This is a genomic window from Cytobacillus sp. ABV4_503 (assembly GCF_056158445.1).
On sequence record NZ_JBSWTH010000002.1, the window covers coordinates 96,740 to 117,880 of the forward strand.

The following is a 21,141-nucleotide window of genomic DNA, read 5'->3' on the forward strand; positions in this document are numbered from 1 at the left end:
GGAAACACGGCATCTTTGTCGTGTTCCTTTTGTTCATACATAACTGGCATTATGAGCTCATAATGCCGAAATAGGAGGCGCCATATGATAAAGAAAACACTTCAGGAAATTGAACAAATGATAAAGATTGAGAATGATGGTTCATCTTTTCACAATACATCCATACAGGGCGTCAGCATTGACTCCAGAAAAATCAATCCTGGCAATTTGTTCGTTCCATTCAAAGGTGAAAATTCGGACGGCCATCGATTTGTAGAAGATGCCATCGAAAAAGGGCAGCTGCGGCTTTTTGGCAAAAGGATGTTCCCAATCCCCCGCTTCATCTTCCAATCCTGATCGTTGAAGATACACTAACGGCTCTTCAGGAATTGGCGAGAAGCTATCGTGATGAATTAAAGATAAAAGTCGCAGGCATTACAGGAAGCAACGGCAAAACAACAACCAAGGATATGACCGCAAACCTTCTTTCCCTGCAATATAAAGTTCAAAAAACGGAAGGTAACTATAACAACCATATCGGTTTGCCCTTAACCATTCTGGCTCTTGAGGAAGATACGGAAATCGCGGTGCTGGAAATGGGGATGAGCGGCAGGGGAGAAATCGATTTCCTTACGAAGCTTGCACGCCCTGACGCAGTGATTATTACGAATATAGGGGAATCCCACCTGCAGGATTTAGGTTCCAGAGAAGGGATTGCAGAAGCTAAGCTTGAGATCGTAAATGGGCTTCAGGAAAATGGCCTGGTTATTTATTACGGCGACGAGCCACTCCTGGATGAAAAGCTGAAATCCTACATTGGTTCGGCAGCTTTAAGAACCTTTGGAAGAACCGGGGAAAATGATGTGTATCCGATGGATATCAAGCAGAATGACAGCGGCAGCACGTTTGGAATCAATGTGTCCAGCGAGAAGTTTTATTTGCCTGTTTTAGGCACCCATAATGTTCTCAATGCCCTGGCAGCCATGATTGCAGCATCCCATTTCGGTGTTCCGTACGAAAAGATGAACGCAGGCTTCGCGAGCCTAAAACTGACGAACATGAGGATGGAACTTCTCGAGGGTCAAAGTGGAGAAAAAATCATCAATGATGCTTATAATGCGAGTCCAACATCTATGAATGCAGCGATTGAACTGATCGCCAACCTGCCAGGATATAAAAAGAAAATTCTTGTTCTGGGCGATATGCTGGAGCTTGGTCCGCAAGAGGAAGATTTCCATTACTCCATAGGAAAATCTGTGGATCCTGAAAAGGTTGATTATGTATTTACATTCGGCAAGCTTGGCGAATTTATCGCCAAGGGAGCGAAGGAGGTCCTGCCTGATGAACAGGTAGCCGCCTTTATTGACAAACAGCCGCTGATCGAAGAGCTGAAGAAACATGTGGATCAGGAAACGATTGTACTGGTTAAGGCATCCAGGGGAATGAAGCTGGAAGAAGTCGTCTCAGCCCTTCAATAATTGCTAAGAAAAGAATAACAATATGTCTTTAACAGAATACTATTGCAGCTGAAACAGCATGAAGACACCCTGTGCTCTTCAGCACTCATTAACTTATTTAGTCAGAGAATGAATTTTACCAAGGATAAAATTCATATATCTGTTATTATAGGAAAAAAACCCCTGTTCCACGTGGAACAGGGGTTTAAATTATTTTTATATAGTTCCTTCGTTATAATTTTTTATCTTCTAACAGGTTTGATTAGTATGGCAAAAAGGAAAAAGTGTAAAATAGAATTGAATTAAATTATCAAAAATGGCGGTGACTCGAGGATGATTGGCTGCATGTGCATACATGGTTTTACAGGAGCTCCATTTGAAGTAGAACCTTTGGCAGAGTATTTGAAAAAACATACAGACTGGGAGATTTCCGTGCCGACATTGCCGGGTCATGGCGATGAACTGAAGCTGAAAGGGATTGCCTATAACAAATGGATTGAGCATGCAGAGGAAGAGCTGAAAAGACTGATAAGCCGCTGTGAGAAGGTGTATGTAGTCGGCTTTTCGATGGGCGGCCTGATCGCCAGCTACTTAACAGTACATTATCCTGTAGACAAGCTGGTTCTGCTTAGTGCAGCTGCTTATTACGTAAATCCAAAACAGCTTTTCTTCGATATTAAAGAGATGGCAAGGGATGCCTTCAAGGGAAACCTGGCCGACAATGAGATGTTCGTCAGGTATAAGCGGAAAATAAGTGCGACACCGATTACGGCAACTCTTCAATTCCGCAGGCTTGTGGCCTCTATCAAACCTATCTTAAACCAGATCACTGTTCCGACATTGATTGCGCAAGGGGAAAGTGATGGAGTTGTGCCTCCGCGAAGTGCCAGATATTTATACAATAATATAAGTTCATCTGCCAAAAAATTAATTTTTATAAAGGACTCGAAACATCTTATCTGCCATTGCGGGGAAGGGGAACGCCTCTTTCGGGAGATCCTTGGTTTTCTTCAAAAAAAGCCGGAATGATAAGGTTTTCAGCCAGCCTTCAAGTTTGCAATGCTTACTTGAAAATGGTAATATAAACACCAAAGTGCCAACAGGAACTTCTTTTGAGAACCCGGACATGCTCCAGCAGGAGAATGTCTTTTTTCATTAAATACAGAGGTATTGCTGAGAATGTCATACTTCAGTATGGCCAAAATAGATGAGTGCTTTCTCGATGTTAGAACTCATCTTTAGAGACCTGATTGTCCGTGAACAATTTGGATAGAATTTACCCTCATCCTTTCCTCAAGCGGGTTTCATAGTGAGTGGGACTCTTCTTAACGAAACATAACCGCACTTTTTATAAAAATAAGAAGTTACAGCATCTAGATACCGGGTACTGCCGGTTAAAAGGCTCCTTACGGGGTGCCCTAACTTTTCTTATAATCGTCCGGAAGAGTGACTCATAGGCCAATTTTCAGGAGAATTCCTGCCTGCAGGTTTGCAGGGACAAAATTTTTCTATGATTAGAAGGAGAATGAATACATTGACAAAGTTTCAAGACTTGGGCATCAGCCCGGAAACAATGAAATCACTGAAGCGAATGGGATTTGAAGAAGCGACTCCTATTCAGACCCAGACCATTCCGTTGAGTTTAGAGAATAAAGACCTGATCGGGCAGGCGCAGACAGGAACAGGAAAAACTGCTGCATTCGGAATCCCGATGATTGATAAAATCGATAACACAAAGGATTTCATTCAGGGAATTGTGATTGCTCCAACTCGTGAGCTGGCAATTCAAGTATCGGAAGAACTGTATAAAATCGGCTACGGCAAAAGAACGAAAGTCCTATCTATTTATGGCGGCCAGGATATTAATCGCCAAATCCGCGCTTTGAAGAACAAGCCTCATATCATCGTTGGAACGCCAGGACGTATTTTGGACCACATAAACCGCAAAACATTGCGTCTTGACCATGTCCATACTGCTATTCTTGACGAAGCGGATGAAATGCTTAACATGGGATTCATTGACGATATTGAAGCGATCCTTGCACAAATTCCTGAAGAACGCCAGACGCTGCTTTTCTCTGCTACAATGCCTGCTCCAATCCGCAGAATGGCAGAACGCTTCATGAAAGACCCTCAAATTGTCCGTGTAAAAGCAAAGGAAATGACTGTGTCATCGATTGAACAATACTATATTGAAGTGCATGAAAAGAATAAATTTGATGTGCTGACAAGACTTCTCGATATACAATCACCTGAATTGGCAATTGTGTTCGGACGTACAAAGCGCCGTGTCGATGAACTGGCTGAAGCCTTGAACCTTCGCGGATACATGGCTGAAGGAATCCACGGTGACTTAAGCCAGGCTAAGAGGATTTCTGTTCTTCGCAAGTTCAAAGAGGGAAGCATTGACGTCCTGGTTGCAACAGATGTTGCTGCGCGCGGATTGGATATTTCCGGCGTCACACATGTGTACAATTTCGATATTCCGCAGGATCCTGAAAGCTATGTTCACCGCATCGGCCGTACAGGACGTGCTGGAAAAACGGGCGTTGCGATGACATTCATCAATCCGCGCGAAAAATCGTATCTGCATGTCGTAGAACGTACAACCAAGAGAAAAATGGAACGCATGGATGCTCCAACACTGGATGAGGCGCTTGAAGGCCAGCAAAAAGCAGTCATGGAAAAAATCATGCAAACCATTGAGGAAAACAATCTTGACAGCTATAAAGAAGCAGCAGATGAGCTTCTGGCACAAAAGGACGCTTCAACAGTGGTCCAGGCAGTGCTGAAAATGCTGACAAAAGAACCGGATACAACTCCGGTTAAATTAACAGAGGAAAAGCCGCTTCCATCTAAGCGTGACAGAAAGCCGAATGACCGCAGCCGTGGAGGCTATAACGGAAAAGGTAGACAAGGAGGCCAGAAGGGAGCATACAAATCCCGTCAAGGCCACACTGGAAAACGTCAAAGCCACAATAATCGTTCGAATAGCAGCAGCTATCGTTAATAAATTTGGAGAGCAGAGATTCTGCTCTCTTTTTATTTGGCCTCAATATTAAGAGCTGCAATTTCTCAGCGGCAGCCGTACATACTAAGGGAAATGCTGTACGGGAGGAACCGACATGACGATTGTACGCCTTGGGTATGTAGCGATGAGTATGAATCTGAAAAACGCGTCACCATCGCAAACGATGACGTTCAAGCAATTCTCGGCCATTAAAGACCGCGAGGCAGCTATAGCAAGACTGGAGCGGATCGCCGTATCAAATCTTGAAAACTGCCTGAGACTTCTCAAGCACAATGCAGCCCATGATATCCACTTTTTCCGCTTTAGTTCCCGGCTGATTCCTCTAGCCAATCATGAGGAACTCTCTTATTGGAAGTATATGCGCCCTCTTAAAGAAGCTCTATCCAAAATCGGGGACTTTCTGGATGAACATCCCATGCGGGTGGATTTTCATCCGGACCATTTTGTGCTCCTTAATACACCGAAAGTTGATACATTGAATATTTCCATTAAAACGCTGGCAATGCATGAAGCCCTGCTGAAAGGCATGAGGCTGAATCCTGCTCATCGCTGTGTTCTGCATGTGGGCGGAGGATATGATGATAAAGAGAAGGCTCTCGAACAATTTATCCATAATTGGGGCTTTACACCTTCAGGAATCCAGCAAATGATGATCCTCGAGAATGACGATACCACCTTTACACTTGGTGATACACTCTACCTTTGTGAAAAACTTGGGATTCCGCTTGTGTTTGATTACCACCATCACCTTGCCAACTTTGAGAATGATAACTGGACGGGGCAATGGGAAAGGGTCGCAGCGACATGGGACCATTCAGAACTGCCTGTGAAAATGCATATTTCCAGTCCAAGATCAGACAAAGATTTCAGAGCGCATGCCGATTATATTAATGCTGATATGTTCATGGAGTTTCTTCAGAACATTAAGGGGTCAGTGCCTGAGATCCATTGTATGATCGAAGCGAAAATGAAGGACAGCGCATTATTTAAACTTGCTGAAGATTTGAGAATGAACCCCAATTTGACTTTTATTGATTCTTCCAGCTTTGAAATCTAAGAAGCACCCCCCACTTTTTTCATAAAAGGGAGACACTTCTTTTTTCTGTCATGTATACTTATAGAAGTGAAAGAGCTGATTCAAAACGCCATATACTGAAGAGGTTTTGAGCGAGGAACTGACTCTGGGCTTTTTGAATACTATTAATTTTATGGAATTGCGGGGGGTACTGCATGATTACAGAGCCGCATAAAAGGATACCGGCAAGGGGGCTGCTTGCATGGAGAATCTCCGGCACAATCCACTCTGTTTTTCCTTTTGTGTTATCAGGGGGCGCTATTGCTGCTGCTTTCCTGTTTAATTGGCCTATTTGGGTTATTGGAGCTTCCTTAATGTTTTATTCCGCTTATGCCTACCTGGTCATTATGACTTTCCCCTCTTTAAGGTGGAAAAGATGGAGGTATGAGGTCCGGGAAAATGAAATAGAGCTTAAACATGGGATATTTGTGATTAAAAGGACCCTTGTTCCCATGATTCGGGTGCAGCATGTGGATACCAAGCAAGGGCCGATATTGCGTAAATATCGTCTTGCAACTGTCACCATCTCGACAGCTGCGACAGTTCATGAAATACCGGCATTGGATGTGGATGAAGCAGAGGAATTGCGTTTTTGCATTTCCATGCTGGCAAGGGCTGCAGATGATGATGTTTAATCCTAAACGGCTGCACCCAATATCAGCGGTGGCCAACTTCCTGAAACACCTTAAGGAAATGCTGGTGCCTTTTCTTGTTTTTGTCGTCTTTGGAAGCAGAGGAGGAAATGGGGAAATTGTTCAGCTTGTCCTGTCTTTAGGGGTCATAATCGCGGTTTTTTTGATTGGGGTCCTTACCTGGTGGAGATATACCTATAGACTGGAGGAAGGCGAGCTTCGAATCGAGTATGGTGTTCTGATCAGGAAGAAGAGATATATTCCGCTTGAAAGAATTCAAAGTCTTGACTTATCGGAAGGTTTGCTGCAAAGGCCATTTGGCCTTGTAAAGATGAAAGTGGAGACAGCCGGATCAAGCGGTGCTGGTGAGGCAGAAGCGGTATTGACGGCTATTTCTAAAAAAGAGGCAGAGTTAATTCAGCAGGCATTTTCAGCCGCTAAAAAGAATCCTTCCGAAATGGAAGCAGCATTGCAGAACCGGGAAGTGATTTATAAAATTTCTCCTGGCGAGCTGCTCCTTCTGGCATCAACTTCAGGCGGGGCTGGTGTCGTTATTTCGGCTGTATTTGCTTTTGTTTTTCAATTTGAAGAAATCATTCCCTATGAAAAGGTGTTTGCCGGGCTTGAAGGATTTATTGCCAACGGAATTATATTTGTAAGTATCCTGGTCTTCATCGTCTTTTTTATTGCATGGCTGATAGCCCTTATAGGCAGTATGCTGAAATATGCTGATTTTACATTAATAAAGACAGAGAAGGAATTAATTGTCACAAGAGGCCTGCTTGAGAAAAGGCAGATGACGATTCCGCTGAATCGCATTCAGGCTATCCAGTTCAGGGAAAATCTGCTTAGGCAGCCGCTTGGCCTGGCGACTGTCTATATTGAAAGTGCAGGAGGCTCTATTGAGGATAATGAAAGCGCCCGCCTAATGATCCTGCCGGTTGTAAAAAAAACACGGATTGCCGGGCTGTTAAAGCCCCACTTGTTGCACTATGAACTGCAGCCCGGATTCTTTAAAGCTCCGAAAAGGGCGCTTAACCGCTATTTATGGAGAGGGTTTATGTGGGTGCTGCCTTTTGTGGCTGTTCCGCTTCTCTTTTTCAGGCCATGGGGATACTTTTCTTTAGTGCTGCTGATCCTTTCATTGGGGTGGTCGTATCTCAAATACAGGGATGCAGGCTGGGATATCAGCCCTCAGCAGCTTGCTCTCAGATATCGCGGGATTGTCAGGACTACGGTCTTTATGAAAAGAAATAGAATACAGTCCCTCACCATTAGTGAAAGTTATTTTCAGAAAAAGCGCAGTCTGGCTACCATAGAAGCTGTGGCCATGTCAGGGATTGGGGGGACAGGAGGAACGGTCCCTGATCTTGACCGGAAAGAAGTTTATGCTATTTATAAGTGGTACTCTTATACTGGATTAAACAGAAGTTATTTGAAAAAGGAAAAGCGCCCATGAGCGCTTTTTTTTGAATTATCTGGCTAAAAACCCCAGTACAGCCAAAATGATAATGATTCCCCAGAGAACAAGCTTTGAGGCTGGGACCCCTTTTAATGTAGGTCTGATGCCAGAAAGTCGTCCGGGCTGTATTGTGCTGGATGGAGAAGATGTACGGCCTTTGGCCAGTGATGCCGCACCAATCAGAAAACCTGCAAGGAGGCCGAATAAATGGGCTGTAATATTGATGTTTGGCTGCAGAAAGGTCATAACTACGCCGATTATCGTAATGGTCAGAATGATTTGTGAGTTTTCCCTGGATAAAAGTTCTTTTCGGAATACGATGATTGCCGCAAAGTATCCGAAAAGGCCAAAAATCGCACCACTGGCACCCACATGAATATATGTCAATGGTTCAAGAAGCAGTGTTGCAATATTCGCTGCTGCCCCAGCTGTGATGTAAAGCAGGATGAATCTGGTTTTTCCGAGCAGCCGTTCCAGGACAGGGCCAAAGAGAACGAGAGAAAAGCTGTTAAACAAAACATGGGGGAAACCGCTGTGCAGTATGATTGGGCTCAGAAGCCGCCAGTATTCACCTTGAACAATATATAAATTGACACCTGCAAGCTTTTCGAAAATAAGTGTATTTGGAAATAGGGGAATGACTGTTAATAGATAGATGATAATATGGATACAAATGATAGCAGAAACAACAGGATAGTAGCGGATAAATTCCTTAAAACTTTCCGTTCTTGTAAACATGGCTCTCCTCCGTGCTTGAATTGTTGGACCGTGTATCTACATCATAGCCTGAAAAGCGGTTTTTCAGCATGCCAAAACACTTATTCATCTTATAATGTGTACATAATACTGCTTCTACTGTATTCTTTATGCAGCGAATAATATAAATAGAAGGAAGATGAGAGATGATTTCCGGTATTGGGATTGATATTGCAGATCTGGAGCGTATACGAAAAATTATCGCCAGGCAGGAGCGGTTTCCTGAACGGATTTTGACACCAAAAGAGCAGGCAGGCTATCGCTGCTTGCCGGAAAAGAGACGGGCTGAATATCTTGCCGGGAGGTTCGCAGCAAAAGAAGCTTTTTCAAAGGCATGGGGTACTGGAATTGGGGAAGAACTTTCCTTTCAGGATATTGAAATTGAAAAGGATGAAAAGGGAAAGCCTTATATTTCGAAGCCATTTAAAGATGGGATACACTTGTCGATTTCCCATAGCAGAGAATATGCGGTGGCTCAGGTGGTTATAGAAAAAACTTGATATTTGGCAAGCTGAAGAATTTCAAATGCTTGTCATTCCTCCTAGCATATTCCCTAAGGTTGTCTCATATATTCATAATGCGATAGGAGAGACAGGCCGGAAGTTTGGGCCGATCTCACTGAAATGAGACAAAGGGGCTGAAGGAATGAAGAAAAAGTGGTTCATGCTGCTTGCCGGGCTTTTGGTAGTTCTTGCATTGTCTGCCTGTGGAACTAAGTCACAGGAAGATGTCGTAAAGGATCTTAACAATAAGCTTGAAGACATTAAAGGATACAAGGCAGAGGCCAAGATGACTCTGCAGATGGGGACTGACCCGCAAACTTACGAAATTGAAGTATGGCATAAGGAGCCTGACTTTTACCGGGTGAATCTGAAAAACGCCCAAAAGGAACAAAGTCAAATGATTCTGCGTAACGATGACGGTGTATTTGTCCTTACTCCTGCGCTGAACAAGAGCTTCCGTTTCCAGAGCGATTGGCCGCAAAACAGCAGCCAGGCTTATTTATATGAATCATTAGTCAAGGATATTATGGAGGATAAAGAAGCTAAGTTCTCCGCTACAAAAGATCATTATGTGTTTGAAACAAAAACACGCTATCAAAATAACCAGATGCTCCCTATCCAGGAAATCAAGCTCAAGAAGTCAGATTTATCCCCAGTCAGTGTAAAGGTTATGGATCCTGATAAAAATGCACTTGTAACAGTAGATTTTTCAAATGTAAAGTTTAATGCAAGCTTCGATAAGAAAGATTTTGACATGCAGAAGAACATGACAGGCGCCCAGCTCGAAGTGCCGGTGATGGCAGAGGTGGAGGATCAGGAATTCGCGGTTAAATATCCGCAGATGGAAATGGCAGATGTAAAGCTGGTTGATGAGCAGGAAGTGCAAACAGAAGATGGCAAACGTGTTGTATTGACATACGATGGAGAAAAATCCTTCACTCTTGTGCAGGAAAAGGCCGCTGTCATGCCGACATCATCCGTCGTTACTTCAGTTAAAGGCGAGCCTGTTGACCTTGGCTTTACCATTGGTGCACTTTCTGACAACACCATTTCCTGGACCTACCTGGGTGTGGATTATATGATTGCATCCAACGATTTATCACCTGAAGAAATGTCCGAAATTGCCCGCTCTGTACAGGGGGAAATGGTGAAATAAATCACCGGCAAAAAGCAGGTCTCATAGGGGGCCTGTTTTTTTGATGGAGATGATTGGCCTGCATCGGAAATCAGCTTTCAAAGCTTTTTGATAAAAAATAACCATTTGACAAACCCTCTGCCCGAGTTTAATAATCGACATGTAGAGAAGCAACGGCTAAAGGACGTGAAGACATCGATGTATGAACAAACAAAAATGTACAGGGACACTTGGGCAGAGATAAATCTGGATCATATTTCATATAATGTAGAGTCAATGAAAAAACATGCAGAAGAAGGAACAAACCTCATTGCGGTTGTGAAGGCAAATGGGTACGGGCATGGAGATGCTGCGGTGGCCGAAGTTGCTCTGGAAGCGGGCGCATCCTCTCTGGCTGTTGCCACACTGGATGAGGCGATGGCTTTGAGAAATAAAAAGATTGCAGCTCCGATTTTAGTAATGGGAGCGAGCCGCCCGGAGCATGCAGGCGAAGCAGCGGCAAAGAATATTTCTCTGACCGTTTTTCAAAAGGAGTGGCTCACTCAAGCAAAAGAATATGTGGAAGAGGGAGAAGTCTTAAATATTCATATAAAGTTTGATACAGGAATGGGCCGCCTGGGTATTCGAAGCTTTGATGAGCTTAAGGGAATTGAGAGCGTTATTAAAAAGGACAAGCGCTTTCTGCTTGAAGGAGTGTTTACACATTTCGCAACAGCGGATTCATTGGAGAATGCTTATTTTGAAAACCAGCTGAGCAGATTTGAGGAAATGACCGGCTGGCTGGAGATTTTGCCGAAGTGCATCCATACCAGCAACAGCGCGGCCGGCCTTAGATTCCCCAAAGCCCACTTCAATGCTGTCAGAATGGGGATCAGTATGTACGGGCTGGCTCCTTCCATGGAAATTAAGCCTGAACTTCCTTTCCAGCTGAAAGAAGCTTTTTCTCTCCATACCTCTATTGTGCATGTGAAAAAGCTTCATAAAGGCGAGAAAGTCAGCTATGGTGCAACTTATGAGGCACAGGAAGATGAATGGATTGCGACATTGCCGATTGGCTATGCAGATGGCTGGATCCGAAAGCTGCAGGGACAGGAGGTTATTGCTGAAGGATTGAGAGTTCCAATTGTTGGAAGAGTTTGCATGGATCAATGCATGATTAAGCTTCCGCATGAAATGCCTGTTGGTACAAAAGTAACCCTGATCGGTGAGCAGGGGAAAGAAAAGATTCCGGTTGACGAAATCGCCGGAAAACTTGAAACCATCAACTATGAAGTAACCTGCATGGTATCTTCCCGGGTTCCGCGCATATATAAAAGAGATGGTAAAATTATCGGGGGAATTAATTATCTGCTATAACGCGTAAATTTTATTTGCTGCCCAGTTGAGCTATCGTCCGGAAAAAGAAATGGAATAAGCGATGAGGCATACTGATAAGATAAACATGTAAGGCTTCGTCAGCATAAACATCGCACGATCAAAAGGAGAGCATTTGGGAGGATGCGGGTCATGCAGACGTTGCCACAGGACGTTGCGTTTTTAGTCTGCGTTCAATCGTGAGCAAGGCGCTTCCGCTTTTCTGGAATCATGCATAAAATACTATTTTTTTGGACGATAATACAGAAGAATTAAAGAATCCCCTTTGCATTGGGCTTTATTAATGGTAATATTGAAAATGGTAGATATAAAAATGGTGTGTAGTGATGGTGGAGGTGTATGTTTGTGTCTGATTCCAGCACAACAACAGAGATAAGGGTGAAATTACCGCAGCATCTTTTAACCGAGTTAGACGGATTTGCAAAACAGGAAAACGTTAACCGGAGCGAATTCATTTATCAGGCAACCAAAATGTATTTGCGCGAACGCAGAAAGAGACAAATTCGCGAGTCCATGAGACGAGGCTACATGGAGATGGCGAAAATAAATTTGACGATTGCATCTGAAGCATTTCAAGCGGAATATGAGGCAGAACACACAGTTGAACGTCTAGTAAGCGGAGGATAATCCTTTGATTGTCAAACGTGGTGACGTTTATTTTGCAGACCTATCCCCAGTTGTTGGTTCAGAACAAGGCGGCGTCCGTCCAGTGCTTGTCATCCAAAACGACATCGGGAATCGGTTTAGTCCCACAGTAATTGTTGCAGCAATCACAGCTCAGATTCAAAAAGCGAAGCTGCCTACTCACGTTGAAATTGATGCGAAGCGTTATGGTTTTGAAAGGGATTCGGTCATCTTATTAGAACAGATTCGTACAATTGATAAACAACGCTTAACCGATAAAATAACCCATCTCGATGACGAAATGATGGAAAAAGTGGATGAAGCCGTGCAAATCAGCTTAGGCCTCATCGAATTTTAACAAACGCTCTTTTGAAGGGCGTTTTTTTATTTTATCAGGAAAGAGGTTTAGTTCCTTATAAAGAGGGTAAAAAAGAGAGTCATTTAATATATAAAATTATCTGGTATTGTAAATATACCCGTTTCATATGAGAATACACTTCAATGTTCGATGGTAATCAGCTGAGATGTGAAGTGAAAAAAGGGATTTAATTAAAAATTGTCGAATTAACCAACGATGGGAGTTTATTCATTACGCATCATATAGGTATCATTTGACTGGCATTCACTGTTATCATTTAATTGATATATACGGGACAGGAAGATTTTTTATCTTCTTTACAATAAAGGAGAATTGGAAGGCTAATAATAGATATATGCTAAGATAGGGAGGAACAAATGAATTCCACAATATTAAATTATATACAAAACAACAAAGATTCCATATTCAATGAGTGGCTTGAGGCCACAAAGGAAAATGCGGATGAAAGGGTTACGAAGGTAGTATCTGATCAGGTATTTATCGGAACAAGCCGGGAATTCATTGACCTGATTATCTCTAATATAAAAAGTTCAAATGAGGAATTCACTTCAAAATTGAGTGACTTCTCTGAGAAAATCGTACGTTTGGGCTGGCCTCTCAGTTTTGTGACAAAAGGGCTCCAAACATTCGGAAAGATTGTATTTGAGGACATGCAGGAAGCCGGGGTTGTTACCCAGGAAAACCAGATGAAAGTCATTTACGAGTTTGACAGCTGGATGACTCCCATGGTCAATGAAGTGGTAAATATGTATTCAACCACTTGGGAAAGAACTGTATCTCTCCAAAAAATTGCGCTTCAGGAACTATCTGCGCCGCTGATTCCAGTATTCGAAGGAATTACAGTCATGCCTCTTGTCGGAACAATTGATACAGAGCGGGCGAAACAGATTATGGAGAACCTTTTGAATGGAGTAGTAAAACACCGTTCAGAAGTGGTGCTTATTGATATAACAGGTGTGCCGGTTGTTGATACGATGGTAGCCCATCATATCATACAGGCAGCAGATGCTGTAAGGCTTGTCGGAGCGAAATGCATGCTTGTAGGCATCCGTCCGGAAATTGCCCAAACCATTGTAAACTTGGGAATTGATTTAAATCAGTTTACTACAAAGAATACCTTGAAAAAGGGTGTAGAAGCGGCGCTTGAGTTAACCAGCCGCAAAATTGTGAGTGTGGAGGGAGCGGAATGAGAGTGAGAATCCCAATTTTAAAGCTGAACGATTGCCTATTAGTCTCCATCCAGTGGGAATTGGATGACCAGACTGCTTTGCAGTTTCAGGAGGATCTGCTCCATAAAATCCATGAGACCAGCGCAAATGGAGTCGTGATTGATTTAACATCCATTGACTTTATTGATTCATTCATCGCTAAAGTTCTCGGCGACGTAATAAATATGTCCAAACTGATGGGTGCAAAAGTAGTCATAACCGGGATACAGCCTGCCGTAGCAATTACGCTTATTGAGTTAGGTATTGGGTTAGATGATGTCCTTACTGCATTAGATCTAGAAAAAGGTTTGGAGAAATTACAACAGGAATTGGGGGAGTAACTGTATGGAAAACCAATCCTGCGTTAAAATCATAAACGAATGGGACATCGTTGCAGCCCGCCAGCTTGGGCGGAATGTTGCTAAAGAGCTTGGTTTTGGTACAGTTGACCAGGCTAGAATCACTACAGCCATTAGTGAACTTGCCCGGAATATATACTTATACGCCGGACAAGGGCAAATCTGTATTGAAAAAATATACGACGGCGGAAAAGCGGGATTGCGTATAGTTGCGGTAGACAGCGGCCCTGGAATCAATGATTTACGCCAAGTAATGGAAGATGGATTCTCTACATCAGGGGGATTAGGAGCCGGCCTGCCGGGTGTGAAGCGGTTAATGGATGAGTTCTTAATTGACTCCAATCCTGGAACCGGAACAGATATAAAAGCAACTAAGTGGCTTCGTTAGGGGGAAGCGGTATGGATTTCCGAGAAATGATGGAATCAAAGTATCGGGATATTCTTGAGAATTATATTAAGGAACAATCTGAACAGGCTTTGTATCAGGGCCAAAAGTTCAGCAGGAAGTCGATCGAGCACAAAATCTCTCCTGAAGAGATTATCAGCGTTCATAAAAGTCTGATGGGCGAACTTTATCCTGACTTGCCTGAGTATGTTCACCATTCTTTTGATATCCTTCTGGAAGTCATGATAGGCTATGGTTTTGCCTATCGGGAACACCAGAACTTAAAGCATATTCAGCAGGAACTCAGGACAGAAATGGAAATAGCTGCGAACGTCCAGCAGACCTTGCTGGGAACACAGGTTCCTTCTGTTGAAGGTTTGGATATTGGCGCCATAAGTGTTCCTGCCAAGCATATGAACGGTGATTATTTCCATTTTGTTCAGGATGAAAACAGCACAATCAGCATAGCCATTGCTGATGTAATCGGTAAAGGGCTGCCGGCGGCCTTGTGTATGTCCATGATTAAATATGCCATGGACAGTTTGCCTGAAAACCGTAATGACCCTAAAACGGTTCTGGAAAATCTGAATCGGGTCGTAGAACAGAACGTAGATTTAACAATGTTCATTACTATGTTTTATGGAATATATGATACGAACAGCCATATGTTCTCTTACGGTTCTGCCGGACACGAACCTGGACTATTCTTTGCTGCTGAGACGGGTGAATTTACCGAACTGACAGCGAAAGGCCTCCTTCTCGGCATTGATAAAAAAACTAAATACCGCCAGTATGAAAAAGGAGTAAATCCCGGAGATATGATTATATTAATGTCAGATGGGGTTACTGAATGCCGTACAGAAGAAGGGTTTATAGAAAAGGAATCATTGCTGGAATTAATCAAGAAATACATTCATTTAAGTGCACAGGAAATTGTTAATAACGTATATAAAGAACTTGAAAAACTTCAGCATTTTCAATTGCGGGACGATTTTACCTTAATTATTTTAAAAAGAAATGTTTAATGGGTTTTAAAAGCGGGTAACTATTAAAAAGCAGTTGACATGTAAAGAGGTGGGTCAGTTATGAATATTACAATAGATGTAAAAGAAAATGATATGCTGATTGAAGCAATGGTAAGCGGAGAAATTGATGCGTATACAGCTCCTAAACTCCGTGAAGAGCTGTTTCCTTTAACAGAAAAAGAGGGCGTAGAAATGGTGGTCAACCTATCTGAAGTCTCTTATATGGATAGTACCGGCTTAGGTGTATTTGTTGGTGTATTTAAAAATGTCCGCGCCAATAACGGCAAATTTCAGATTGTTGGCTTGTCGGACCGTTTAAAGAGACTTTTCGAAATTACAGGCCTAGCCGATATTATTGATATTAACAGCGGGATTGAAGGTGGAGTACAATGAACGAGCCATTTGATTATATAGAGGTGAAAATTCCGGCTAAGCCGGAATTTGTCGGGGTAATCCGCCTGACGCTATCAGGGATTGCCAGCAGAATGGGATTTGCATATGAAGAAATTGAAGATCTTAAAATCGCTACAAGTGAAGCTTGCACCAATGCAGTCCAACACGCATACAAACAGAATGAGCAAGGAGAAGTAGTCATCGGGTTCGGTTTATACACTGACCGTCTAGAGGTAATGGTCGCAGACAGCGGAAAAAGTTTTGACTTCCAATCTGCAAGACAAGGCATTGGGCCATACGACCAGACTGATTCTGTGGAATTCCTGCGTGAAGGAGGCTTGGGTCTATACCTAATTGAAACATTGATGGATGAAGTAAGAATTCATCATAAAGAGGGTGTTACGGTCTTTATGACCAAATACCTAGAGGGAGAGCAGGTGGAGAGGGATGCAAAAACAATCTCAACCTAATCAAAAATCCAAAGAAGAAACAAATGCTTTAATTAAAGCCTACCAGCTTCACCAGGATGAAGAAGCTCAAAACGCCCTGGTCCTTCAATATCAGAATTTAGTCGAAGCCATTGCCCGTAAGTACTCAAAAGGAAGATCTTATCATGAGGATATTGTCCAGGTAGGCATTATAGGCTTATTAGGGGCTATCCGCCGCTATGATGAGTCTTTCGGCAAAACGTTTGAGGCTTTTGCTGTTCCTACGGTTATCGGCGAAATTAAGCGCTTTTTAAGGGATAAAACTTGGAGCGTTCATGTTCCGCGCCGCATAAAGGAATTGGGCCCAAAAATTAAAGCGACCGTTGAAGAGCTCACAACAGAACTTCATAGGTCTCCAAGAGTGGACGAAATAGCCGATGTGCTGGGTGTATCAGAAGAAGAAGTGCTCGAAGCAATGGAAATGGGAAAAAGCTATCAGGCGCTTTCTGTTGACCATTCAATCGAGGCCGATTCTGATGGCGGAACAGTTACATTGCTGGATATCGTCGGAAATGTAGACGAGGGCTATGAAAAAGTAAACCAAATGCTTGTTCTTGAAAAAGTCCTGCATGTCCTGTCTGAGAGAGAGAAATTAATTATACAATACACATATCTTGAGAATATGAGCCAAAAAGAAGCTGGAGATAAACTGGGGATTTCCCAGATGCATGTCTCGAGGCTTCAGCGCCGTGCAATCAAAAAGCTTCAGGAAGCGATCCACTCTGAAACAAATAACTCGGAGTGCCTTTCATGACCAAATTGGTTGGAGATAACATCGAAGTGATTGCTCACCAGACAGCTAAAGATGGTAAAGCTTTTTGCGGTGATGGATATTACTTCACCGCAACTGATGAATACTTTGTATGTGTGCTGGCAGATGGCCTTGGAAGCGGGGAATTCGCGTATGAAGCTTCTTCTGCTGTTGTTACTGTCGTAGAGCAGCATCATGAGAAGGATGTAGATACACTCATGAAGCTTTGCAACGATGTTCTTTTACAAAAAAGAGGAGCAGCAGTTGCGCTGTTTAAAGTTCATTTTGCCTCCAGGGAATTTGTATACAGCTGTGTAGGGAATATTCGGTTTTTCCTTTATTCATCTACTGGAAAACTCACTTATCCCCTGCCTGTAACTGGATATCTGTCAGGAAGGCCGCAGGTGTTTCATACCCAGCGGTTTACGTATGAAGCGGAATCTAAGTTTTTGATATATTCAGATGGCTTAAATATTCAAGGGGTTAAATCTTTGCTGAAAGCATTTCTCCCTATTGATCTTATCTCGGAAGATATAAAAAAGCAGTATCCATCTACCTCAGATGATGCTACTTTCATACTTGGAAGCTTACTCTAGAACAGGGTAAGCTTTTTGTTTTTCTTTTTGATAAAATGAAAAGTGAGACTCTATGATGGAGGAATGATCTTGGAAAAAACTTTGGATAGACAAAATCAAGTACTAAACCTAATCGCTGGGGAATTATCAATAGCCATTAAACAAGTAAAAAACACAATCAGCTTACTGGAAGAAGGGAACACAGTCCCGTTCATTGCCCGATACAGAAAGGAACAGACAGGCGCACTGGATGAAGTGCAAATCCGGGATATTATGGAGCGCTGGCAATACATACAAAATCTCAATCAGCGTAAAGAAGAGGTAGTCCGCCTAGTTGAAGAACAGGGCAAGTTGACAGAAGGGCTAAAATCCAAAATTGAAAAAGCGGTGAAGCTGCAGGAGGTAGAAGACTTATACCGGCCGTATAAGCAAAAGCGCCGCACAAAAGCAACTGCAGCAAAGGAAAAAGGGCTTGAACCGTTTGCTGAATGGCTTCTCACTTTTCCCCTTAATGAAACCCTGGCTGCAAAGGCAAAAGAATTTTTATCTGATGAAAAGGAAGTAACTACAGCCGAAGAGGCAATTGCCGGAGCCAAAGATATTATCGCAGAATGGGTATCAGATGAAGCAGAAAGCAGAAAATGGATCCGTATGGAAACAGTCAAAAAGGGAACCATTGAGTCTTCTGTGAAGAATAAAGAGATTGATGAAAAAGGCGTTTATGAAATGTATTACGAGTATGAGGAACCAGTGAGCAAGATTGTTCCACACCGCACACTTGCATTAAACCGCGGTGAAAAAGAAGAAGTTTTAAGGATTAACATTAAGCCAAATACCGAATTGATTTTAAAATACTTATATAAAAAGTGGGTGAAGGATGAACGCTCCTCTGCAGGGCCAATTGTAAAGGAAGCTATTGAAGATGGATACAAGCGTCTGATTATGCCTTCGATTGAACGTGAAATCCGCAATGAACTAACTGAAAAAGCAGAAGAACAGGCAATCATGATTTTTTCTGAAAATCTCAGAAAATTGCTGCTTCAGCCCCCATTAAAAGGCAAGATGGTACTTGGTGTAGACCCTGCCTACAGAACTGGCTGCAAGCTGGCTGTGGTAAATGAGACAGGAAAAGTACTTGATATCGGTGTCATATATCCGCATCCGCCTGTTTCCAAAACGAAACAAGCACGAGAGAAAGTAGTGCATATTCTAAACACCTTTAAAGTAGAAATGGTTGCCATCGGCAATGGAACCGCCTCAAGGGAAACCGAGCAGTTCATCGCTGACATTTTAAAGGACATGAAAGAGGAAATATTCTACCTAATTGTCAATGAAGCAGGGGCGAGCGTATACTCTGCCTCAGATCTTGCCAGAGAAGAGTTTCCTGATCTTCAGGTAGAGGAAAGAAGTGCCGTATCCATCGCCCGCCGACTCCAGGATCCTCTTGCAGAATTGGTTAAGATTGATCCCAAGTCCGTGGGGGTTGGTCAATATCAGCATGACGTATCCCAGAAAAAACTGTCAGAATCACTCTCTTTTGTTGTTGAGACAGCGGTAAACCAAGTGGGTGTTAATGTGAATACAGCGTCATCTTCATTGCTGCAGCATGTAGCTGGCCTTTCGAAAACAGTTGCCGCTAATATAATCAAGAAACGGGAAGAAGAAGGGAAATTTACAGACCGCAAGCAGTTGAAAAAGATTCCGCGCCTTGGGGCCAAAACTTATGAACAGGCGATAGGCTTCCTGCGGATTAACGATGGAAAAGAACCTCTGGACCGGACTGGAATACACCCGGAAACATATGCAGAAGTAAATAAATTGCTTGCTAATCTCGGCTTTAAATCCAGTGACCTTGGAACGCAATCATTGAGGGAAGCACTAAAAGGCATAAATATCAGCCAGACAGCGCGGGAGCTTGAAATTGGTGAACTTACACTGAAAGATATTATTGATGCTTTAATGAGACCGGAAAGAGATCCGCGTGATGAGCTGCCAAAGCCGCTGCTAAAGAAAGAAGTGCTGAAACTTGAAGATCTGCAGGAAGGGATGGAGCTTCAAGGTACAGTGAGAAATGTAGTAGACTTTGGTGCATTTGTTGATATCGGAGTCAAACAGGATGGCCTTGTTCATATTTCCAAACTTAGCCGCCAATTTGTTAAACACCCGCTGGATGTCGTGTCTGTTGGGGATGTAGTAACAGTCTGGGTTGACTCAGTTGATAAGCACAAGGGAAGAGTCGCCTTAACTATGCTTGAACACTCTAATTAACTGAAAAATATTGCTTTGTTTTACTGTCTTCAAAGATTGACTTCTCGAGTCATAAGCCAAATCACATCGGAAATCAATATTTCTAGCGTGATTTGGCCTATTCTTTTAAGGTTTGCAGAGAATGTGTTCTGCTGGACTATGCAATTTCAGTCAGCAAAGTGTCGACTGCGGTTCCGGGTGGAGGTTGTGGCTGATATTAGCTGGTATTCATCTCAGGCTCTCAGCATTTTAAGAGCAGTGTTTCTTTCTATAGAAAAACCAGCACTGATTCAGCAGTTTGATCTGATAGCGGTCTTTTTCATAAAAGGCACGCTGGATTTGATTTTGAAACCAAACAGGCATATGTTTTACCTCCCGTGTATTGGAATCTGATGATTCTCCCTTGGACTGCTAAGGGAGTTCAGAGCTATAAAAGGTATATATAATGTATGCTATAATAGGTTGTCATGTTTACGATAAGAGAGGAAAAACATTGCTATGAATGACCAGGAGCTTCAGACACTTGTTGAAAAGATATCATTAGAAAGCTTCGGCAAGCCCTTTCGCCATCAGGCTTATTTTAATTTGCGTCTTAGATCGACTGGCGGAAGATATATGCTGAGTTCACACCATGTTGAAATAAATAAAAAGTATTATGAACAGCTTGGGGCCGAAGAATTAGAGGGGATTATTAAGCACGAACTCTGTCATTATCACTTGCATTTAGAAGGGAAAGGGTATAAACATCGTGATCAGGATTTCAGAATGCTAATGAAAAAAGTGGGAGCACCTCGATATTGTTCTGCCTTGCCTGATCGCCCAAAAACAAATAAAGCTGCTAAGATTCTTGTTTATATGTGTAAAGAATGCGGCCAAACCTATCAAAGAAAAAGAATAGTTGATACGAATAAATATGTCTGCGGTAAATGCAAGGGGAAATTAGTATTTAAAAAGAATTGACAATAGATTAAATACGCATTATATTTAATAATTGTCGCAGGACAAACAGGACAAACAGCTAATAAATTCTTCTAAAAAACAAGCTTGACTTTTATAGCCAGCGTCCTTATAATATGAAGAGTCGATAAGGTGTTAACTGTTTTATCGATAAAGTTCATTATTATTCCGCAGTAGCTCAGTGGTAGAGCATTCGGCTGTTAACCGAACGGTCGCAGGTTCGAATCCTGCCTGCGGAGCCATATTTGGGGAAGTACTCAAGTGGCTGAAGAGGCGCCCCTGCTAAGGGTGTAGGTCGCGTAAGCGGCGCGAGGGTTCAAATCCCTCCTTCTCCGCCAGAAAATTC

At 42.7% G+C, this 21,141-nt stretch carries 22 protein-coding genes, 2 tRNA genes and 1 pseudogene; 23 read left to right on the forward strand and 2 right to left on the reverse strand.

The window, feature by feature from the left end:
* Window positions 1–84 precede the first annotated feature (84 nt).
* The 6 genes and pseudogenes from ACXAD1_RS25455 to ACXAD1_RS25480 all read left to right on the forward strand — a co-directional run bounded on the left by ACXAD1_RS25455 (window position 85) and on the right by ACXAD1_RS25480 (window position 7,633).
* Window positions 85–1,457, forward strand: a pseudogene (locus ACXAD1_RS25455) (UDP-N-acetylmuramoyl-tripeptide--D-alanyl-D-alanine ligase).
* A 312-nt stretch (window positions 1,458–1,769) separates the two neighbouring features.
* Window positions 1,770–2,465 (forward strand): alpha/beta hydrolase, encoded by a 696-nt coding sequence (locus tag ACXAD1_RS25460; RefSeq protein ID WP_474911394.1) that lies wholly within the window; start codon window positions 1,770–1,772, stop codon window positions 2,463–2,465.
* Window positions 2,466–2,970: 505 nt separating this feature from the next.
* Window positions 2,971–4,446 (forward strand): degradosome RNA helicase CshA, encoded by a 1,476-nt coding sequence (gene cshA, locus ACXAD1_RS25465; RefSeq protein WP_280516132.1) that lies wholly within the window; start codon window positions 2,971–2,973, stop codon window positions 4,444–4,446.
* Window positions 4,447–4,561: 115 nt separating this feature from the next.
* Window positions 4,562–5,524 (forward strand): UV DNA damage repair endonuclease UvsE, encoded by a 963-nt coding sequence (gene uvsE, locus ACXAD1_RS25470; RefSeq protein WP_206845449.1) that lies wholly within the window; start codon window positions 4,562–4,564, stop codon window positions 5,522–5,524.
* A 173-nt stretch (window positions 5,525–5,697) separates the two neighbouring features.
* Window positions 5,698–6,177 (forward strand): PH domain-containing protein, encoded by a 480-nt coding sequence (locus ACXAD1_RS25475; RefSeq protein ID WP_370224656.1) that lies wholly within the window; start codon window positions 5,698–5,700, stop codon window positions 6,175–6,177.
* A complete protein-coding gene (locus ACXAD1_RS25480) occupies window positions 6,164–7,633 on the forward strand; it encodes a PH domain-containing protein (RefSeq protein WP_474911395.1) in 1,470 nt (489 codons plus the stop codon). Before ACXAD1_RS25475 ends, ACXAD1_RS25480 begins: the two co-directional genes overlap by 14 nt.
* 15 nt (window positions 7,634–7,648) lie before the next feature.
* Here ACXAD1_RS25480 and ACXAD1_RS25485 read toward each other — a convergent pair whose 3' ends face one another.
* Window positions 7,649–8,374 (reverse strand): rhomboid family intramembrane serine protease, encoded by a 726-nt coding sequence (locus ACXAD1_RS25485; RefSeq protein ID WP_206845446.1) that lies wholly within the window; start codon window positions 8,372–8,374, stop codon window positions 7,649–7,651.
* Between the two features lie 164 nt (window positions 8,375–8,538).
* On the opposite strand from ACXAD1_RS25485, the gene acpS reads away from it, so the two are divergent.
* The 14 genes from acpS to ACXAD1_RS25555 all read left to right on the forward strand — a co-directional run bounded on the left by acpS (window position 8,539) and on the right by ACXAD1_RS25555 (window position 19,859).
* The gene (gene acpS, locus ACXAD1_RS25490) at window positions 8,539–8,892 is read left to right on the forward strand and encodes a holo-ACP synthase (RefSeq protein ID WP_206845445.1); all 354 of its coding nucleotides are present in this window, start codon (window positions 8,539–8,541) and stop codon (window positions 8,890–8,892) included.
* Between the two features lie 145 nt (window positions 8,893–9,037).
* Entirely contained in the window at window positions 9,038–10,051 is a 1,014-nt protein-coding gene (locus ACXAD1_RS25495) for a LolA family protein (protein WP_206845444.1), read from the forward strand.
* Window positions 10,052–10,228: 177 nt separating this feature from the next.
* The gene (gene alr, locus ACXAD1_RS25500) at window positions 10,229–11,386 is read left to right on the forward strand and encodes an alanine racemase (RefSeq protein WP_474911396.1); all 1,158 of its coding nucleotides are present in this window, start codon (window positions 10,229–10,231) and stop codon (window positions 11,384–11,386) included.
* A 363-nt stretch (window positions 11,387–11,749) separates the two neighbouring features.
* Complete coding sequence (locus ACXAD1_RS25505) at window positions 11,750–12,031, forward strand: CopG family ribbon-helix-helix protein (RefSeq protein ID WP_474911397.1); 282 nt, start codon at window positions 11,750–11,752, stop codon at window positions 12,029–12,031.
* Between the two features lie 4 nt (window positions 12,032–12,035).
* On the forward strand, window positions 12,036–12,386 hold the full coding sequence (gene ndoA / locus ACXAD1_RS25510; RefSeq protein WP_009336311.1) for a type II toxin-antitoxin system endoribonuclease NdoA: 351 nt from the start codon (window positions 12,036–12,038) through the stop codon (window positions 12,384–12,386).
* Between the two features lie 377 nt (window positions 12,387–12,763).
* Window positions 12,764–13,597 carry an RsbT co-antagonist protein RsbRA gene (locus ACXAD1_RS25515; RefSeq protein WP_206845439.1) on the forward strand — a complete coding sequence of 278 codons (834 nt, stop codon included), beginning with the start codon at window positions 12,764–12,766 and terminating at the stop codon, window positions 13,595–13,597.
* Window positions 13,594–13,956: an STAS domain-containing protein gene (locus ACXAD1_RS25520; protein ID WP_009336309.1), complete on the forward strand. Its 363-nt coding sequence runs from the start codon at window positions 13,594–13,596 to the stop codon at window positions 13,954–13,956. Before ACXAD1_RS25515 ends, ACXAD1_RS25520 begins: the two co-directional genes overlap by 4 nt.
* A 4-nt stretch (window positions 13,957–13,960) precedes the next feature.
* Complete coding sequence (locus tag ACXAD1_RS25525) at window positions 13,961–14,362, forward strand: anti-sigma regulatory factor (protein WP_026580738.1); 402 nt, start codon at window positions 13,961–13,963, stop codon at window positions 14,360–14,362.
* A gap of 11 nt (window positions 14,363–14,373) precedes the next feature.
* Window positions 14,374–15,384: a PP2C family protein-serine/threonine phosphatase gene (locus ACXAD1_RS25530; RefSeq protein WP_206845437.1), complete on the forward strand. Its 1,011-nt coding sequence runs from the start codon at window positions 14,374–14,376 to the stop codon at window positions 15,382–15,384.
* A gap of 60 nt (window positions 15,385–15,444) precedes the next feature.
* The gene (locus tag ACXAD1_RS25535; RefSeq protein WP_009336305.1) at window positions 15,445–15,777 is read left to right on the forward strand and encodes an anti-sigma factor antagonist; all 333 of its coding nucleotides are present in this window, start codon (window positions 15,445–15,447) and stop codon (window positions 15,775–15,777) included.
* Complete coding sequence (gene rsbW, locus ACXAD1_RS25540; RefSeq protein WP_009336304.1) at window positions 15,774–16,247, forward strand: anti-sigma B factor RsbW; 474 nt, start codon at window positions 15,774–15,776, stop codon at window positions 16,245–16,247. The genes ACXAD1_RS25535 and rsbW overlap by 4 nt, the downstream gene beginning before the upstream one ends.
* A complete protein-coding gene (sigB, locus tag ACXAD1_RS25545; protein ID WP_206845436.1) occupies window positions 16,225–17,019 on the forward strand; it encodes an RNA polymerase sigma factor SigB in 795 nt (264 codons plus the stop codon). Before rsbW ends, sigB begins: the two co-directional genes overlap by 23 nt.
* The gene (locus ACXAD1_RS25550; protein ID WP_206845435.1) at window positions 17,016–17,612 is read left to right on the forward strand and encodes a PP2C family serine/threonine-protein phosphatase; all 597 of its coding nucleotides are present in this window, start codon (window positions 17,016–17,018) and stop codon (window positions 17,610–17,612) included. Before sigB ends, ACXAD1_RS25550 begins: the two co-directional genes overlap by 4 nt.
* Window positions 17,613–17,675: 63 nt before the next feature.
* On the forward strand, window positions 17,676–19,859 hold the full coding sequence (locus tag ACXAD1_RS25555) for a Tex family protein (RefSeq protein WP_206845433.1): 2,184 nt from the start codon (window positions 17,676–17,678) through the stop codon (window positions 19,857–19,859).
* A gap of 228 nt (window positions 19,860–20,087) precedes the next feature.
* Here ACXAD1_RS25555 and cmpA read toward each other — a convergent pair whose 3' ends face one another.
* The gene (cmpA, locus tag ACXAD1_RS25560) at window positions 20,088–20,201 is read right to left on the reverse strand and encodes a cortex morphogenetic protein CmpA (RefSeq protein WP_009336300.1); all 114 of its coding nucleotides are present in this window, start codon (window positions 20,199–20,201) and stop codon (window positions 20,088–20,090) included.
* Between the two features lie 135 nt (window positions 20,202–20,336).
* On the opposite strand from cmpA, the gene ACXAD1_RS25565 reads away from it, so the two are divergent.
* From ACXAD1_RS25565 to ACXAD1_RS25575, 3 genes are all read left to right on the forward strand, one after another.
* Window positions 20,337–20,798: a SprT family protein gene (locus ACXAD1_RS25565; RefSeq protein WP_206845431.1), complete on the forward strand. Its 462-nt coding sequence runs from the start codon at window positions 20,337–20,339 to the stop codon at window positions 20,796–20,798.
* Between the two features lie 164 nt (window positions 20,799–20,962).
* Window positions 20,963–21,037: transfer RNA gene (locus ACXAD1_RS25570), tRNA-Asn, on the forward strand.
* A gap of 5 nt (window positions 21,038–21,042) precedes the next feature.
* A tRNA-Ser gene (locus ACXAD1_RS25575) sits at window positions 21,043–21,133 on the forward strand.
* Window positions 21,134–21,141: the final 8 nt, after the last annotated feature.